Genomic DNA, 17,859 nt, shown 5'->3' with positions numbered 1-17,859 from the left:
CGCGAGTGAAGAATTGAGTATCTAAAGGAAAAGCGATGAGTACTACTGCTTTGGTAGAAGGCAAGATCGTACAGTGCATCGGCGCGGTGATCGACGTGGAATTTCCGCGTGAAACCATGCCGAAGATTTACGACGCGCTCATTCTCGAAGGTTCGGAGCTGACGCTCGAAGTCCAGCAGCAGCTGGGCGACGGCGTGGTTCGTACCATCTGTCTGGGTGCTTCGGACGGTCTGCGCCGCGGCACGATCGTGAAAAACACCGGCAACCCGATCAGCGTGCCGGTCGGCAAGCCGACCTTGGGCCGGATCATGGACGTGCTGGGTCGTCCGATCGACGAAGCCGGCCCGATCTCGAGCGACACCACGCGTTCGATCCACCAGAAGGCTCCGGCGTTCGACGAACTGTCGCCGTCGACGGAACTGCTCGAAACCGGCATCAAGGTTATCGACCTGATCTGCCCGTTCGCGAAGGGCGGTAAAGTGGGTCTGTTCGGTGGCGCCGGCGTGGGCAAGACCGTGAACATGATGGAACTGATCAACAACATCGCTAAGGAACACGGCGGTTACTCCGTGTTCGCCGGTGTTGGCGAGCGTACCCGCGAAGGGAACGACTTCTATCATGAAATGAAGGACTCGAACGTTCTCGACAAGGTCGCGCTGGTGTACGGCCAGATGAACGAGCCGCCGGGCAACCGTCTGCGCGTCGCGCTGACCGGCCTGACGATGGCCGAGCATTTCCGTGACGAAGGCCTCGACGTGCTGTTCTTCGTCGACAACATCTACCGTTTCACGCTGGCAGGCACGGAAGTGTCGGCACTGCTCGGCCGTATGCCGTCGGCAGTGGGCTATCAGCCGACGCTGGCTGAAGAAATGGGTAAGCTGCAGGAGCGTATTACGTCGACCAAGACCGGCTCGATCACCTCGGTGCAGGCCGTGTACGTCCCTGCGGACGACTTGACCGACCCGTCGCCGGCTACGACCTTCGGCCACCTGGACGCAACCGTCGTGCTCTCGCGTGACATCGCTTCGCTGGGTATCTACCCGGCAGTGGACCCGCTCGATTCGACCTCGCGTCAGATCGACCCGAACGTGATCGGCGAAGAGCACTACTCGATCACGCGCGGCGTGCAGCAGACGCTGCAGCGCTACAAGGAACTGCGCGACATTATCGCGATTCTGGGCATGGACGAACTCGCACCGGAAGACAAGCTCGCCGTTGCGCGCGCTCGTAAGATCCAGCGTTTCCTGTCGCAGCCGTTCCACGTCGCTGAAGTGTTCACGGGTTCGCCGGGCAAGTACGTGCCGCTGAAGGAAACGATCCGTGGCTTCAAGATGATCGTCGAAGGCGAGTGCGACCACCTGCCGGAACAGGCGTTCTACATGGTCGGCACGATCGACGAAGCCTTCGAAAAGGCCAAGAAGATCCAGTAAAGGTCGGGTGTAACGAAGCGGGCGCGGCAAGATTTTTTGCCGGTTAGATAAGTCACTCGTGACTTATCGCGCCTCTCACAACGCTCACCCCGCCTTGAATGGGACGAGAGTCGATGCTCACGCACCGGCTCTCGTCGACAGGAGTCGACACTTATGGCAACCATTAAAGTAGACGTCGTCAGCGCGGAAGAGGAAATCTTCTCGGGCCAGGCGAAATTCGTCGCGCTACCGGGCGAAGCGGGTGAACTCGGCATTCTGCCGGGCCACACGCCGCTGATCACGCGGATTCGTCCGGGTGCGGTGCGCATCGAAGCCGAAAACGGCGAAGAAGAATTCGTGTTCGTCGCCGGCGGCATTCTCGAAGTCCAGCCGGGCGCAGTGACGGTTCTCGCCGACACCGCGATCCGCGGCAAGGATCTCGACGAAGCCAAGGCTGAAGACGCACGCAAGCGCGCGGAAGAGGCGCTGCAGAACACGGGCTCGAATCTCGAGTACGCGACCGCGCAAGCGGAACTCGCGTACGCGACGGCGCAGCTCGCAGCGATCCAGCGTCTGCGCAAGCTGCGCGGTCAGCACTGAAGCAACACGTAGTAGATGAAAGCAGCCCTCGCGGCTGCTTTTTTTTGACGTCCAGTTGACGTTTACGGAAAGGTAAGACGAGTCACGTGGTTGGAAAACGACCAGGTCGCGGGTCACGCACGGCGGCGGCGATGCGCTGCGGGTAACACTTGATGCCGGTTGCGTGGTCGCCGGTGCACAATCGATTTCAAATTCATTTTGAGCGGGCGTGCTCGCGCTCACGCTCGCGGAGACAACACCATGGCAACGCATAGTTTGGGCGAAGGTGCATTGATCGAACCCAAAGACGGACTCTCGTACGTACGCGGGTCGACCGACAATCCGCTGAGTCGGGCGACCGTCGGCGAGTTTCTCCGCGAGACCGTCGCGCGTTTTCCCGCACGGCCGGCGGTGGTGTTTCGTGAGCAGGGCATTCGCTGGACATGGCAGGAGTTCTCGGACGAAGTCGACGTGTTGGCGTCCGGGCTTCTCGCGCTCGGCATAGAGAAGGGCGATCGCGTCGGCATCTGGTCGCCGAATCGCGTCGAATGGCTGCTGACCCAGTTCGCCACCGCGCGCATCGGCGCGATCCTCGTCAACATCAATCCGGCCTATCGCCTCGCGGAACTCGAATACGCACTGAACAAGGTGGGTTGCAAGGCGATCATCGCGGCCGAGCGCTTCAAGACCTCTATGTACCTGGAGATGCTGCAGGAGCTCGCGCCCGAGCTGGCGACTCAGGCGCCCGGTGAGCTGCGTGCGGCGCGGCTGCCCGATCTGCGCTACGTGATCCGCATGTGCGACACGGACACGCCGGGGATGCTGAGCTTTTCCGATCTGGTGGAGCGCGGCCGCGCCTCGCTCGACGTTGCCCGGCTCGATGCGATCGGCGCGACGCTGTCGTGCGACGACCCGATCAACATCCAGTTCACCAGCGGCACCACCGGCAATCCGAAGGGCGCGACGCTGACCCACAGCAACGTCGTCAACAACGCGCGCTATATCGCGATCGCGATGCGGCTGTCCGAGCAGGACGGCCTGTGCATCCCCGTGCCGCTCTATCACTGCTTCGGGATGGTGCTGGCGGTGCTCGCGTGCGTGTCGGTCGGCGCGAACATGGTGTTCCCCGGCGAGGGCTTCGATCCGGCTGCGACGCTCGCGGCGACCGCGGAGGAAAAGTGCACCGCGCTGCACGGCGTGCCGACGATGTTCATCGCGGAACTCGATCACCCGGATTTCCCGTCCTACGACTTCTCGCGCCTGCGTACCGGCATCATGGCGGGCTCGCCCTGCCCGATCGAAACGATGAAGAAGGTCGTCTCCAAGATGCACCTGAGCGAGATCACGATCGCTTATGGGATGACCGAGACGAGCCCGGTGTCGTTTCAGAGCTCGACCACCGACCCGCTGGACAAGCGCACGACGACCGTGGGCCGTATCCAGCCGCATCTCGAAGTCAAAATCGTCGATCCGCTCGGCAACATCGTGCCGGTGGGCGAAACTGGCGAGCTGTGCACGCGCGGCTACTCGGTGATGCTCGGCTATTGGGGCGACGAAGCGAAGACGCGAGAGAGCATCATCGACGGCTGGATGCATACCGGCGATCTGGCGACGCTCGATAGCGAGGGCTACTGCAATATCGTCGGCCGCCTGAAGGACATGCTGATTCGCGGCGGCGAAAACATTTATCCGCGCGAGATCGAGGAGTTTCTGTTCCGGCATCCGAAAATCCAGAGCGTGCAGGTGTTCGGCGTGCCCGATTCGAAGTACGGTGAGGAAGTCTGCGCGTGGGTCGTGCTGCGGGCCGGCGAACAGTCGACCCGTGAGGAAATCCAGCAGTTCTGCCAGGGGCAGATCGCCCACTACAAGATCCCGCGCTATATCCGCTTCGTCGACGAATTGCCGATGACGGTGACCGGCAAAGTGCAGAAGTTCGTGATGCGCGAACGGATGATCGGTGAACTCCAGCTGAAGCAGGACAAGACCGCGTGACGCGATGCGGGCCGCTGGTACCGGGGCCCGCTGCGACAGCGAAGGAAGGGATACGCAAACGTCGTGAGGGTTTTCTTTCCGCCTCGCAAACGTTTGTACAGGCGAAAAAAAAGCGGGCCTGGAGCCCGCTAAAAACCACACGCTACGGGGTTAGCGCGAGGAGACCAAAGATGGGACCGACTATCACGACGACCCTGCGTCGAACTGCGGCCCCAGCAGGGATGCCCCTTCACAGGGCTTCGGCAAGCGCCGACCGGCAAGTGCATCGTATCCGCTCACACCACGCACCCCGCCACATCCGTGTTGAAACCGTTGAGGGCATTGTGGGCGAATTACTCTAGGAAGGCCGTAACAAAGTGTTTCAGGTTGTAACGCCCGCCAGATAAGGCGCTGCGGGATTTATTGCCAAACTAAAATGTTTGAAACGTAATATTTACCGATGACTAGTGCGCAATCTCATACGCCCGATTGATGCTATTCGGGACGCATAGTGCGGCATAAATAGATCAGTCGATTGCGCATAAATGGTTGCGTATGCATCGGCTGTAACGCGTGTTTGCGCTGTTACAAGAGCCGCAAAACTGGCCCGAATTTCTGTCGGTCAGAACAGACGAAAGTGGTGCGTCGCAACAATTTCATCCGCATTGGCTGCCGCATTAAAGAGGGTCGCATCGAGTAGGGACGGACTAGTGCGGGCCTCTCGCACGCATCCTGCAACGTCGCGCATGGTTACACGATCGTTTGAGTCTCAACTGGCCACCTGCGTCCGGTAAACGTAACCCGGAGCAGGTGACCTTGCTCCTGACTATTTCAGCCACTTGTCGGAAATTGCCTGATATTCGCCGGTGGCGCGCGCGAGATGCAGCCACTGATCGACGTACTGCTGGAACGCGACGTCGCCGCGCGGCAGCAGCCAGGCTTTCTCCCCGTACTGGAACGGCTTGTCCGGATGCACTGAGCACAGTCCCGGATTGAGCTTCTGCTGCAGCAGCGTCTCCGACGCATCGGTGACCATCACGTCCGCCTTGCCCGCGAGGATCTGCTTGAAGATCGTCACGTTGTCCGGATAGACGGTCACGTTCGCGTGCTGGAAGAACTGCTTCGCGAAGCGTTCGTTGGTGCCGCCCGGATTGACGATCACGCGCACGTTCGGCTGGTCGATCTGCGCGACGGTCTGGAATTTACTGACGTCGTCGCAGCGGACGATCGGCGTTTTGCCGTCGATCATATAAGCCTGCGTGAAGAACGCGCGCTTTTGCCGCTCGAGGATCGGCGACACGCCTCCGATGCCGATGTCGCATTTCGCGACGAAGTCGTTCATCAGATTCGACCACGAGGTCTTCACGAACTCGGTCTTCACGCCAAGCGACTTGGCGAGCGATTCCGCCATGTCGATGTCGATCCCTTCGAACTGGCCATCGCCCTTGTAGAACGAATAGGGCTTGTAGTCGCCGGTCGTGCACGCGCGCAGCGTGCCGCGGCTGATGACGTCGTCGAGCCGGGAGGGCGCGGCCGCGGCTGCGGTCGCGGTAGTGGCCGTGGCGGTTTGCGCGCTGGCCGCGCCGACCTGTATCAGAACGCCGGCGAGTGCGCCGAGCATCGCGAGTGCTGCCTTGTTCATCGAGTCTCCTTGTGATGTGTGTATTTAGTCGATAAGGCTGTCGGATAGTAGCTTGGCAACGGGCGCTTGAACATCGGCCATTCAGCCAGGGCGCGCGCGGGGAAATCCGCCGTCGCGCGTGCGCCGGCAAAAGCGTTATTGCCTCGATCACCCGCATTGGGGCGAGCCAGCTCCGGTAAAATGCCTGCTTGTCCTCCGCTCTTCAGTCGTACGCAACGTGGCCAACCAACTCCTGAACGACACCTTCCTGCGCGCGTTGCTGCGCCAGCCGACCGACTACACCCCGATCTGGCTGATGCGTCAGGCGGGCCGCTATCTGCCGGAATACAACGCCACGCGCGGTCGCGCGGGCAGTTTCCTCGGCCTCGCGAAGAATCCGGCTTACGCGACGGAAGTCACGTTGCAGCCGCTCGAACGCTACCCGCTCGACGCCGCGATCCTGTTCTCCGACATCCTCACCGTGCCCGACGCTATGGGCCTCGGTCTCGAATTCGTCAACGGCGAGGGACCGAAATTCGCGCGACCGGTGCGCACCGAGGACGACGTCGCGCGTCTCGCGGTGCCGGACATCGACGCTACGCTGCGCTACGTGACCGACGCGGTGCGCGAAATCCGCACCGCGCTGAAGGACGCGCAAGGGCGCCAGCGGGTGCCGCTGATCGGCTTCTCGGGCAGCCCGTGGACGCTCGCGTGCTACATGGTCGAAGGCGGCGGCTCAGCGGACTTTCGGACCGTCAAATCGATGCTGTACGCGCGTCCCGATCTGCTGCAGCGAATCCTCGAAATCAACGCACAGTCGGTCGCCGCGTATCTGAACGCGCAGATCGAAGCCGGCGCGCAGGCGGTGATGATTTTCGACACGTGGGGCGGGGCGCTTGCGGACGGCATCTATCAACGCTTTTCGCTGCACTACATCCAGCAGGTGGTCAGCCAGCTCAAGCGCGAGCATGACGGCGAGAAGGTGCCGGTCATCGCGTTCACGAAGGGCGGCGGCCTGTGGCTCGACGAAATCGCCGCGAGCGGCGTCGATGCGGTCGGCCTCGACTGGACTGTGAATCTCGGCCGCGCGCGCGAGCGCGTCGGCGGCAAGGTCGCGCTTCAGGGCAACATCGACCCGTCGGTGCTGTTCGCGCCTCCAGCCGCGATCCGCATGGAAGCGCGCGCGGTGCTCGACAGCTTCGGCAATCACCCGGGTCACGTTTTCAATCTCGGCCACGGCATTTCGCAGTTCACGCCGCCCGAGCATGTGGCCGAACTGGTCGACGAAGTGCACCGTCACAGTCGCGCGATTAGAAGCGGCGCGCATAAGCCGGCGTAGAGCTGTAATCGTTACCATTTTTTGCTGCAATGCAGCGAAGCGGGCCCTCGGGCTAAGGTTAAAAACTCGCTACACCCGGCGTCAGATGGCGCTCTCGCGCTTGTCAAGACTTGACTTATACACATTGTTCACGCTGCGGCGCGGTAGAGCATTTAATCGCACCCCGACCCTTGCAAATTCTCGGCGAATTTGATCTAAGCCTTGTCTGGCAAGGCTTTGCCGGAGTCAAGAGGAAACGTGCGGAACCCCACACAAGCCCGTCGCCACGCGGTTTGCGGGCTTCAGAAGGGAAGTTCTTAACAAAGTTATCCACAGGCGCGGGGCCCAAGTGCAATTGTTCAGCGGAATCCAAAACTTAGCGGCGAAATTGAAGTATTACTTTAACTTCGGCGCAGCCGCCTCCTGCGCAGCACGTCGCCTCCCGCGGTTACACACCGCATCCCCCGGCCTGCCTGCCCCCGCCGCGTGAACGAAGTCTTTGTCCGCGTCGCGCTGGATCATCCGCTGCCGACGCTGTTCGACTATCGCTGCGCGACGCCCGAGATGGCGGCGGCGGCCGTGCCGGGCGCACTCGTCAGCGTGCCGTTCGGCAAGCGGCACGTGGTGGGGCTCGTCTGCGAAGTGACTACTCACAGCGACGTGCCGGCCGAGCGCCTGAAGGCTGTGGATAAGTTTTGCACCGCCTGTCCGCCGCTGTCGGAAAACTGGCTCGCCCTTGCCGCATTTGCCGCCGACTACTACCAGCGCGGTCTCGGCGAAGTCGCGCTGCCCGCATTGCCGCAGGCGTTGCGGGACACGGCGCGCTGGTCGCGGCTGTTCGCCCCCGAAGAACGTTACCGGTTGACACCCGCAGGCCGCGCGGCATTGCCCGATGCGCTGCCGGCTCGTGCGTCGGCACTAAGAAAACTCGCGCAGGCGCTCGCCGACAGCGACTATCTGCTCGCGGCCGATGCGCGGGCCCTGCATCCGAAAGCGCTGCCGACGCTGGACACGTGGCAGTCGTCCGGGTGGGTCGAGCTCGACGTGATCGAAGCGGCCGCCGTGCCCGCCGCGGTCGCCGCGGAGAACGCGCCCGCGCCGGCACTTCCGACGCTCACCGACGAACAGGACGCCGCGGTCGAAGCGATTCGCGACGCCGACGGTTTCGCGCCCTTCCTGCTGCACGGCGTGACGGGCAGCGGCAAGACCGAGGTGTACCTGCGCGCGCTCGCCGACATCCTGGCCGCGAAGCCCGCCGCGCAGGCGCTGGTGCTGGTCCCCGAAATCAACCTGACGCCGCAGTTCGAGGCCGCGTTCCGCGCCCGCTTCGCGGCGCTCGACAGCAGCGCGATCGTCACGCTGCACAGCGGCCTCGCGGAAGGCGAGCGGGCCCGCCACTGGTTCGCCGCGCACAGCGGCCGCGCGCGCATCGTGCTCGGCACGCGGCTCGCGGTGCTCGCGTCGCTGCCGCAACTGGCGGTCATCGTTGTCGACGAGGAGCACGATCCGGCCTACAAGCAACAGGAGGGGCTGCGCTATTCGGCGCGTGATCTGGCGATCTATCGCGCGAAGCAGCTCGGCGTGCCCGTCGTGCTCGGCTCGGCGACGCCGTCGCTGGAAAGCTGGTGGCAGGCCGATCAGGGGCGCTACAAGCGGCTCACGCTGTCGCGTCGCGCGGTCGCGGACGCGGTGCTGCCGACGGTGAAGCTGGTCGATCTCGAAGAGGAACGGCGCCGTGGCCGCGCGTCGTTCGAGGGGCTGTCCGGACCGCTGGTCGCGGCGCTGAGGGCCCGGCTCGAACGCGGCGAGCAAAGCCTCGTGTTCCTGAACCGGCGCGGCTACGCGCCGCAGCTCGCCTGCGATGCGTGCGGCTGGGTCGCCGGTTGTCCACGCTGCAGCGCCTACGTGGTGCTGCACAAGCCTGAGCGCGCGCTGCGCTGCCATCACTGCGGTTGGGAGTCGCGCATTCCGCGCTCGTGTCCGGAGTGCGGCAACGTCGATATCGCGCCGATGGGGCGCGGCACTCAGCGCGTCGAGGAATCGCTCGCGAGCGCGGTGCCGGGCGCCCGGGTGCTGCGCATCGACGCCGACAGCACGCGCCGCAAGGGCAGCGCGCAGGCGCTGTTCTCCGACGTGCACGCGGGCGAGGTCGACATCCTGGTCGGCACGCAGATGATCGCGAAAGGCCACGACTTCCAGCGCGTGTCGCTGGTCGGCGTGCTCAATGCCGATACCGCGCTGTTCTCGCACGACTTCCGCGCGAGCGAGCGGCTGTTCGCGCAGCTGATGCAGGTGAGCGGCCGCGCGGGGCGCGCCGGTTTGCCGGGCGAGGTGCTGATCCAGACACGTTATCCGCGTCACGCGCTGTATCACGCGCTGAGCCGGCATGACTACGTGGGCTTCGCGAGCGCCACACTGGCCGAGCGGCGCGACGCCCATTTGCCGCCGTTCGTCTATCAGGCGCTGCTGCGCGCGGAGGGGCGCACGCTCGAGGCGGCGCTTGCGTTTCTCCAGCAGGCCGCCGCCGAGCTCACGCAGATCCCCGCCGCCGCGCGGGTGACGGCCTATGACGCCGTGCCGCTGACGATCGTTAAAGTGATGCACGTGCATCGCGCGCAGTTGCTGATCGAAAGTGCGTCGCGGGCCGCGCTGCAAGCGACGCTGCGCGCGTGGCAACCGCTGTTGCGCGGCCTCAAGGGCGTGCTGCGCTGGAACCTGGAAGTCGATCCGCTCGACATCTGACGCCAGCCGGCCAGGCCGCGCGCGCCATACTTCTTTGCGTCATATCCATAGAGCGAATGGTCGTTTCGCTTTGCGCGGGCGCTCGCCTATAGTCGCGAAATCGGCGCATTCGCGGGCAAAACGACAATATCCACCGCGCCGATGTCACTTCCATTTTCTCGGGGCAATTCATCATGAGCGACACTCGACACGGCGTGCCGGCCGGCGCCGCGCCGGCGCGACGGCAAGGTACACAAAGCGTGCAGGGCAACGGCGGGGCCGCTGCGCAAAGCGCCCGTGGCAACGGCTTTTCGTTAACCGAAGACTGGCTCGCGGCGGGCGTCGGACTGCTGCTGATCGTCATCGCGTGGGCGCTGTTCGCGTCGGGCGGCAGTATCAAATGGCTGGCGGTGGCGCCGGCGAAATGGTCGAGCATTGGCGCAGCGGTGCAGGACATCGGCCGGCATTTGCCTAACTTCGTCGCGCTATTCGTTGTATTCGCGCTGCTATTCGGCACGAGTGTCGCGTTGCTGAAACAGCGTGTCGGTGCGTTTCTGGCCGGCTTCGCGGTGGTGTTCGTCGCGTCCGCGCTGATCCTTACGCTCGGCGCGTGGGTCAATGCGTCCAGGTACAACCTCGAACCGCCGCTGGTCGCACTAGCGCTCGGCCTGATCGTGTCGAATCTGTTTACTCTGCCGGCGTGGCTGGCGGCGGCATTGCGCGTCGAGTTTTACATCAAGGTCGGCATCGTGCTGCTCGGCGCGACGCTGCCGTTCACGCTGCTCGTGTGGGCCGGCCCGGTCGCGGTCGCGCAGGCGAGCATTGTGTCGCTGGTGACGTTCTTCGTGATCTTTTTCGCCGCGCGCGGGTTCGGACTCGATCGACGCTTCGCCGCGGTGCTCGGCGTCGGCGGCGCGGTGTGCGGGGTGTCGGCGGCGATCGCGATAGCCGGCGCGGTGCGCGCGAAGCGCGAGCAGGCGTCGGTCGCGATAACGCTGGTCGTGCTGTGGGCGATCGTGATGATCTTCGTGCTGCCGTTCGCGTCGCGTTCGCTCGGGCTGTCGACCGCGATCGCCGGCGCATGGATCGGCACTTCCGAGTTCGCCGACGCCGCCGGCATCGCCGCCGCACAAGCGTACGGCGATTTCGCGCGGCACGCGGGCGGTGCGATCGCCGGCGCGCCGGATGCAGCGTTGCAGTCGTTCACGCTGATGAAGGTGGTCGGCCGCGACATCTGGATCGGCATCTGGGCGTTCGTGCTCGCGATCGTCGCGACCACGCGCTGGGAGGCGCAGGACAGCGGCGTAAACGCCCGCGCGAATGCCGGCGAGATCTGGGCGCGGTTCCCGAAGTTCGTGATCGGCTTCGTGATCGCGTCGGCGCTGGTTACGTGGATCGCGAGCCACTATTCGCTCGCCGATTACCGCAAGGTCGTGACGCCCGATTTCGTCGCGCCGATCACCGTACTGCGTACCTGGGCGTTCACGTTCTGCTTTCTCAGCATCGGTTTGACGACGCGCTTTCGCTCGCTCGCGGCGACCGGCGTGAAGCCGTTCCTCGCGTTTACTGCAGGCGTCGTGGTCAATATCGCGATCGGCTATGTGCTGTCGGCGCACGTGTTCGCGTCGTACTGGAACAGTCTTGGGTGAGCCGCAGTGAAATCGTTGATCGCGCGTTTTAGCAGCGTGGCGTTGCCTGCCCGCAACGGCCAACGCGTGTTATCGCAGGCGCGCTGCTGCGCGGCGTGCCGGCATCGGCTCGAAGAGCGGGATGCGCTCGAGCAGCGGATCCCGGGGCTCGTTTCGTTCAGTTCAGGATTTGGTGCGAGCGTCGCGGCGAGCCGGTTATGTCGGCTGCACGATCAACTGGTGTCGCCCGGCGACCGTTGCGCGCGCTTCGAGGCAAGCGTCGAGCGCTCCTAGCGCGCAATCTGCGACGCGGTGATCCGCCCGGCCGCGCGCGCTGAGCTGATCCGTATCTTCGCGGCAAGAGGCGCCGCAAGGCCGGCGCGCGACAATCCACGCGCGCGCCTACCCGCATGGCTCCCCAGCGTGCGACGCGCGCTCCAACGGCCGCCGGCCCACCGCCGGGGCACGCAAGCGGCGCCGCACTAGCCTGTCGCGCCCGCCGCCCTCAGCCGCTCAATCGTGCAGCGCAGCCCGCGCCTTACTCCCCGACTTACGCGCGTCCGCGCGCGCGGGCTTCTCGTCCGCCTGCCGATTCGAGCCGCCGGTCGCACCTCGAATGAAAAACACCGCGCAGGCCGCGCACATCGCCCAGACGCCCAGTATCACCAGCCACTTTTCCATCTCACCCACCCCTCGAGAACCCCGTTTATCTTTTTGCGTGCCCTGAAACCCTGTTTCGGGCCATTCGTCGCCGTGCATATGTATATCGGCGCGTGCAGTCGTTTAATAAGACCAAATGCAAAAAGAATCACGCCAGGGAAAGTACCGATCGCAACCGCGCTCGCGCCGAGGCGGGTCGTCGGCCGCAAAGCCTTGTCCCACATAGCTTTGCGGAGGGTGCAACCGTGCGCGGCATTTGGTTGCACCTTTTTATTTGGAGGCGTACGATTCGCCCAACTTTTGGTCTTTCTCCGGCTTGCGCCGGGTATCGAAGAAGGAAACATGGCTAGCACCACCCTTGGCGTCAAGGTCGACGACCTCCTGCGTTCCCGGCTGAAAGATGCCGCCACTCGCCTCGAGCGCACCCCCCACTGGCTGATCAAGCAGGCGATCTTCGCGTATCTCGAGAAGATCGAGCATGGTCAACTGCCGGCCGAACTATCGGGCGCGACCGGCAATGCCGATCTCGCCGACGGCGCGACGGTCGAAAGCGACGAAGACGGCGCATCGCACCCGTTCCTCGATTTCGCGCAGAACGTGCAACCGCAGTCGGTGCTGCGCGCGGCGATCACCGCCGCGTATCGCCGCCCGGAGCCGGAATGCGTGCCGTTCCTGCTCGGTCAGGCGAAGCTGCCCGCCAACCTCGCCGGCGACGTGCAGGCGCTCGCCGCCAGACTGGTCGAGACGTTGCGCTCGAAGAGCAAGGGCGGCGGCGTCGAAGGTCTGATCCACGAATTCTCGTTGTCGAGCCAGGAAGGCGTCGCGCTGATGTGCCTCGCCGAGGCGCTGCTGCGCATCCCCGATCGCGCGACACGCGACGCGCTGATCCGCGACAAGATCAGCAAGGGCGACTGGCGCTCGCACGTCGGCCAGGCGCCGTCGCTGTTCGTCAATGCGGCGACGTGGGGCCTGATGATCACCGGCAAGCTGGTCACGACCAATAGCGAGACGAGCCTGTCGTCGGCGCTGACGCGGCTGATCGGCCGCGGCGGCGAGCCGCTGATCCGCAAGGGCGTCGACATGGCGATGCGCCTGATGGGCGAGCAGTTCGTGACCGGCGAGAACATCTCCGAGGCGCTCGCGAACAGCCGCAAATACGAGGCGCGCGGTTTCCGCTACTCGTACGACATGCTTGGCGAAGCGGCGACCACCGAGGCCGACGCGCAGCGCTACTACGCGTCGTACGAGCAGGCGATCCACGCGATCGGCAAGGCCGCCGGCGGCCGCGGCATTTACGAAGGCCCGGGCATCTCGATCAAGCTGTCGGCGCTGCACCCGCGCTACTCGCGCGCGCAGCAGGAACGCACGATGAGCGAACTGCTGCCGCGCGTGCGCTCGCTCGCGATTCTCGCGCGTCGCTACGACATCGGCCTGAACATCGACGCGGAAGAAGCCGACCGTCTCGAACTGTCGCTCGATCTGCTCGAAGCGCTGTGCTTCGACCAGGAACTGGCCGGCTGGAACGGTATCGGTTTCGTCGTGCAGGGCTATCAGAAGCGCTGCCCGTTCGTGATCGACTACCTGATCGATCTGGCGCGCCGCAGCCGTCACCGCATCATGGTGCGTCTGGTGAAGGGCGCGTACTGGGATACCGAAATCAAGCGCGCGCAGGTCGACGGCCTCGAAGGCTATCCGGTCTATACGCGCAAGATCTACACCGACGTGTCGTACCTCGCCTGCGCGAAGAAGCTGCTCGGCGCGCCCGATGCGGTCTATCCGCAGTTCGCAACGCACAACGCGCACACGCTGGCGGCGATCTATCACCTCGCCGGCCACAACTACTACCCGGGCCAGTACGAGTTCCAGTGCCTGCACGGGATGGGCGAGCCGCTTTACGAAGAAGTGACCGGCCGCGACAAGCTGAACCGGCCGTGCCGCGTATACGCGCCGGTCGGCACGCACGAGACGCTGCTCGCGTACCTCGTGCGCCGCCTGCTGGAAAACGGCGCGAACACGTCGTTCGTGAACCGGATCGCCGACGAATCGGTCGCGATCAAGGATCTGGTCGCCGATCCGGTCGAAGAAGCGTCGAAGATCGTGCCGCTCGGCGCGCCGCACGCGCGCATTCCTTTGCCGCGAAATCTGTACGGCGCCGAGCGTCTCAATTCGATGGGCCTCGATCTGTCGAACGAGCATCGGCTCGCGTCGCTGTCGTCGGCGCTGCTGGCGAGCGCGCATCATCCGTGGCGCGCGGCGCCGATGCTGGAAGACAACGAGATCATCGCCGGCACCGCGCGCGACGTGCGCAACCCGGCCGATCAGCGCGACCTCGTGGGCACGGTCGTCGAGGCTAGCGCCGAACACGTGAGCGCCGCGCTCGGCTACGCGGTGGCCGCCGCGCCGATCTGGCAGGCGACGCCGGTGGAAGCGCGCGCCGACTGCCTCGCGCGCGCCGCCGATCTGCTCGAAGCGCAGATGCACACGCTGATGGGCCTCGTGGTGCGCGAAGCGGGCAAGTCGCTCGCCAACGCGGTGTCCGAAATTCGCGAGGCGATCGATTTCCTGCGCTACTACTCGACGCAGATCCGCAACGAGTTTTCGAACGACACGCACCGGCCGCTCGGTCCGGTCGTCTGTATCAGCCCGTGGAATTTCCCGCTGGCGATCTTCATGGGCCAGGTGGCCGCCGCGCTCGCGGCCGGCAACACGGTGCTCGCGAAGCCGGCCGAGCAGACCCCGCTGATCGCCGCGCAAGCGGTGCGGATCCTGCGCGAAGCCGGCGTGCCGGCGGGCGCGGTGCAACTGCTGCCCGGCGACGGCGAGACGGTCGGCGCCGCGCTGGTCGCCGATCCGCGCACCCGCGCGGTGATGTTCACCGGCTCGACCGAAGTCGCGCGGCTGATTAACAAGACGCTGTCGGGCCGGCTCGACCCGGACGGCAAGCCGATTCCGCTGATCGCCGAAACCGGCGGCCAGAACGCGATGATCGTCGACTCGTCGGCGCTCGCCGAGCAGGTCGTCGCCGACGTGCTGCAATCGTCGTTCGACTCCGCCGGTCAACGGTGTTCGGCGTTGCGCGTTCTTTGTCTGCAAGAGGACGTGGCGGACCGCACGCTGGAAATGCTGACGGGCGCGATGCGCGAGCTGGCGGTCGGCAATCCGGACCGCCTGTCGACCGACGTCGGCCCGGTGATCGACCTCGACGCGAAGCGCGGGATCGACGCGCACATCGTGGCGATGCGCGACAAGGGCCGCAAGATCGAGCAACTGCCGCTGCCGGACGGCGCCGCGCAGGGCACTTTCGTGCCGCCGACGCTGATCGAACTCGACAGCATCGACGAACTGAAGCGCGAAGTGTTCGGCCCGGTGCTGCACGTGGTGCGCTATCGCCGCAGCCAGCTCGACAAGCTGCTCGAACAGATTCGCGCGACAGGCTACGGGCTCACGCTCGGCATCCACACGCGGATCGACGAGACGATTGCCCACGTGATCAGCCGCGCGCACGTCGGCAACATCTACGTGAACCGCAACGTGATCGGCGCGGTGGTGGGCGTGCAGCCGTTCGGCGGCGAAGGCTTGTCGGGCACCGGTCCGAAGGCGGGCGGCGCGCTGTATCTGCAACGTCTGCTGGCGACGCGGCCGGCCGGTTTGCCGAAGTCGCTCGCGCAGGCGCTCGTCGTCGAAGTACCGCAGGCCGCCGAAAAAGGCGACAATCCGGGCGCCGCGCTGACCGCGCTGCGCGACTGGCTGATCGACGAACGCGAGCCGCAGCTGGCCGCGCGTTGCGACGGTTATCTGGCGCACGTGCCGGCGGGCGCGACCGCGGTGCTGGCCGGACCGACCGGTGAGCGCAACACGTATACGCTCGGCCCGCGCGGCACGGTGCTGTGTATCGCGTCGACCGCAAGCGGCGCGCGCGTGCAGCTGGCGGCCGCGCTCGCGACCGGCAATCGCGCGCTGTTCGAAGGCGCGGCGGGCGAGCAACTGGTCGCGCAGCTGCCCGCGTCGCTGAAGCCGAATGCGAGCGTGAAGAAGGGCGCCGACGCGACGTTCGACGCGGTGCTGTTCGAGGGCGACAGCGACGAGCTGCTGGCGCTGGTGAAGGAAGTCGCGAAACGCGCGGGCCCGATCGTCTCGGTGCAGGGCGTCGCGGCCGGCGCGCTGGCGAGCGGCGACGAGGACTACGCACTCGAACGCTTGCTGACCGAGCGCTCGGTCAGCGTGAACACCGCGGCGGCAGGCGGCAATGCGAATTTGATGACGATCGGTTGAGCGAACCTCGGCGATTGCTCAATAGTACGGAAGCGGCACGGCGACCCCATACCGCTTCATCCACACCTGGTATCAAGGAGAAGCTATGCAACACAAAATGAAACAGCTGACAGGCGCGGCGCTGGTTGCGGCTATGTCGGTGGCGGGGACGGCCTACGCTCAAGCGACGGAAGACGTGAAGGTGGGTTTCGCCGGTCCGATGACGGGCGCTCAGGCTCACTACGGCAAGGACTTCCAGAACGGCATCGTGCTGGCGGTCGAGGAATTCAACGCGACCAAGCCGACGATCGGCGGCAAGCAGGTTCGCATCGTGCTCGACTCGGCCGACGACCAGGCCGACCCGCGCACCGGCACGACGGTTGCGCAGAAGCTGGTGGATGACGGCATCAAGGGCATGCTCGGCCACTTCAACTCGGGCACCACGATCCCGGCTTCGCGCATCTACGCGAACGCGGGCATCCCGCAGATCGCGATGGCGACCGCGCCGGAATACACGCAGCAGGGCTTCAAGACGACCTTCCGGATGATGACGTCCGACACGCAGCAAGGCTCGGTGGCCGGCACGTTCGCGGTGAAGACGCTCGGCATGAAGAAGATCGCAATCGTCGACGACCGCACCGCTTACGGCCAGGGTCTGGCCGATCAGTTCGAGAAGGCGGCGAAGGCGGCCGGCGCGACGATCGTCGATCGTGAATACACGAACGACAAGGCGGTCGACTTCAAGTCGATCCTGACCAAGCTGAAGGCCGCGAACCCGGATCTGATCTATTACGGCGGCGCGGATTCGCAAGCGGCGCCGATGGTCAAGCAGATGAAGCAGCTCGGCGTGAAGGCGCCGCTGATGGGCGGCGAGATGGTGCACACGCCGACCTTCATCAAGCTCGCGGGCGACGCGGCGAACGGCACGGTGGCTTCGCTGGCGGGTCTGCCGCTGGACGAAATGCCGGGCGGCAAGGCGTATGTCGAGAAGTACAAGAAGCGCTTCAACGAGGACGTGCAGACCTACTCGCCGTATGCATTCGACGGCGCGATGGCGATGTTCACCGCGATGAAGAACGCCAACTCGACCGATCCGGCGAAGTACCTGCCGGTGCTGGCGAAGACCTCGATGCCGGCGGTGACGACCAACAACCTCGCGTACGACGCGCGCGGCGATCTGAAGAACGGCGGCATCACGCTGTACAAGGTGGTCGACGGCAAGTGGACGACGCTGCAGAGCGTGGGTGGGAAGTAAGCTTTGTTGTGTTGTTCGCTTTGGCGACGATGAAAAAACCCCGCTTCGGCGGGGTTTTTTTATTGGCTGTCCGGGTGTGCGGCTGTGGCTCGCCTCCCCTCCGATATTCGGCTTCTCCCGAAAAAAAGTTCGGTGACAATCTCCGCTGACATCACGAAGACGCGTTCATTAGCGTGCATCAACGAGTGAACCTATGAAGACGAAGCTCTACGACGAGAGCGAAACGAGCAACGCCATCTGCTCTCACTGCAACCAGTTGGTGAGCACGACGTTTCGGCCGCGTGACGTGCCATTCAGTGACGGCAGCGGCGAGGTGAAGCATGTCCTGGCGGCGGTTTGTGACATTTGCGATCGAGTTATCGCGGTGCCTGCACAGGCGACTCCCGCGATCCTTGAAGCGCGGCGAAAGCAGGTCAGAGCCTAGGCGTCGCTCGCAGGCGGCTTTC

At 64.8% G+C, this 17,859-nt stretch carries 12 protein-coding genes; 10 read left to right on the top strand and 2 right to left on the bottom strand.

From position 1 onward, the window contains the following. The first annotated feature begins 35 nt into the window (after positions 1-35). The 3 genes from atpD to LJ656_RS11800 all read left to right on the top strand — a co-directional run bounded on the left by atpD (position 36) and on the right by LJ656_RS11800 (position 3,980). Positions 36-1,430: a F0F1 ATP synthase subunit beta gene (atpD, locus tag LJ656_RS11810; protein ID WP_230509601.1), complete on the top strand. Its 1,395-nt coding sequence runs from the start codon at positions 36-38 to the stop codon at positions 1,428-1,430. A 153-nt stretch (positions 1,431-1,583) separates the two neighbouring features. Continuing rightward, positions 1,584-2,009, top strand: a complete 426-nt coding sequence (locus tag LJ656_RS11805) for a F0F1 ATP synthase subunit epsilon (protein WP_075303464.1) — start codon at positions 1,584-1,586, stop codon at positions 2,007-2,009. A 240-nt stretch (positions 2,010-2,249) separates the two neighbouring features. After that, positions 2,250-3,980, top strand: coding sequence for an AMP-binding protein (locus LJ656_RS11800; protein WP_230509600.1), 1,731 nt, complete (start codon positions 2,250-2,252; stop codon positions 3,978-3,980). Positions 3,981-4,785: 805 nt separating this feature from the next. On the opposite strand, the gene LJ656_RS11795 is transcribed toward LJ656_RS11800, so the two are convergent. Then, positions 4,786-5,601 carry a transporter substrate-binding domain-containing protein gene (locus LJ656_RS11795; protein ID WP_230509599.1) on the bottom strand — a complete coding sequence of 272 codons (816 nt, stop codon included), beginning with the start codon at positions 5,599-5,601 and terminating at the stop codon, positions 4,786-4,788. Positions 5,602-5,818: 217 nt separating this feature from the next. Between LJ656_RS11795 and hemE the strand changes: the two genes are divergently transcribed. The 4 genes from hemE to LJ656_RS11775 all read left to right on the top strand — a co-directional run bounded on the left by hemE (position 5,819) and on the right by LJ656_RS11775 (position 11,541). Then, positions 5,819-6,919: a uroporphyrinogen decarboxylase gene (gene hemE, locus LJ656_RS11790; RefSeq protein ID WP_230509598.1), complete on the top strand. Its 1,101-nt coding sequence runs from the start codon at positions 5,819-5,821 to the stop codon at positions 6,917-6,919. Between the two features lie 465 nt (positions 6,920-7,384). Then, a complete protein-coding gene (locus LJ656_RS11785) occupies positions 7,385-9,640 on the top strand; it encodes a primosomal protein N' (RefSeq protein WP_230509597.1) in 2,256 nt (751 codons plus the stop codon). A 173-nt stretch (positions 9,641-9,813) separates the two neighbouring features. Next, positions 9,814-11,268: a YeiH family protein gene (locus tag LJ656_RS11780; RefSeq protein WP_230509596.1), complete on the top strand. Its 1,455-nt coding sequence runs from the start codon at positions 9,814-9,816 to the stop codon at positions 11,266-11,268. Between the two features lie 6 nt (positions 11,269-11,274). Then, positions 11,275-11,541 (top strand): hypothetical protein, encoded by a 267-nt coding sequence (locus LJ656_RS11775; RefSeq protein ID WP_230509595.1) that lies wholly within the window; start codon positions 11,275-11,277, stop codon positions 11,539-11,541. A 219-nt stretch (positions 11,542-11,760) separates the two neighbouring features. Here LJ656_RS11775 and LJ656_RS11770 read toward each other — a convergent pair whose 3' ends face one another. Further along, on the bottom strand, positions 11,761-12,006 hold the full coding sequence (locus LJ656_RS11770) for a hypothetical protein (RefSeq protein WP_230509814.1): 246 nt from the start codon (positions 12,004-12,006) through the stop codon (positions 11,761-11,763). Positions 12,007-12,249: 243 nt separating this feature from the next. Here LJ656_RS11770 and putA point away from each other — a divergent pair, with 243 nt between their 5' ends. The 3 genes from putA to LJ656_RS11755 all read left to right on the top strand — a co-directional run bounded on the left by putA (position 12,250) and on the right by LJ656_RS11755 (position 17,837). Next, positions 12,250-16,179, top strand: coding sequence for a trifunctional transcriptional regulator/proline dehydrogenase/L-glutamate gamma-semialdehyde dehydrogenase (gene putA, locus LJ656_RS11765; RefSeq protein ID WP_230509594.1), 3,930 nt, complete (start codon positions 12,250-12,252; stop codon positions 16,177-16,179). An 85-nt stretch (positions 16,180-16,264) separates the two neighbouring features. Next, on the top strand, positions 16,265-17,413 hold the full coding sequence (locus tag LJ656_RS11760; RefSeq protein ID WP_230509593.1) for a branched-chain amino acid ABC transporter substrate-binding protein: 1,149 nt from the start codon (positions 16,265-16,267) through the stop codon (positions 17,411-17,413). 193 nt (positions 17,414-17,606) lie between these two features. Then, positions 17,607-17,837 (top strand): hypothetical protein, encoded by a 231-nt coding sequence (locus tag LJ656_RS11755; RefSeq protein WP_230509592.1) that lies wholly within the window; start codon positions 17,607-17,609, stop codon positions 17,835-17,837. Positions 17,838-17,859 lie beyond the last annotated feature (22 nt).

It is taken from the genome of Paraburkholderia sejongensis, assembly GCF_020880815.1.
Taxonomy (GTDB): Bacteria; Pseudomonadota; Gammaproteobacteria; order Burkholderiales; family Burkholderiaceae; genus Paraburkholderia; species Paraburkholderia sejongensis.
The sequence above is the reverse complement of the archived record's forward strand: the minus strand, read 5'-3'. Positions and strand labels throughout refer to the sequence as shown.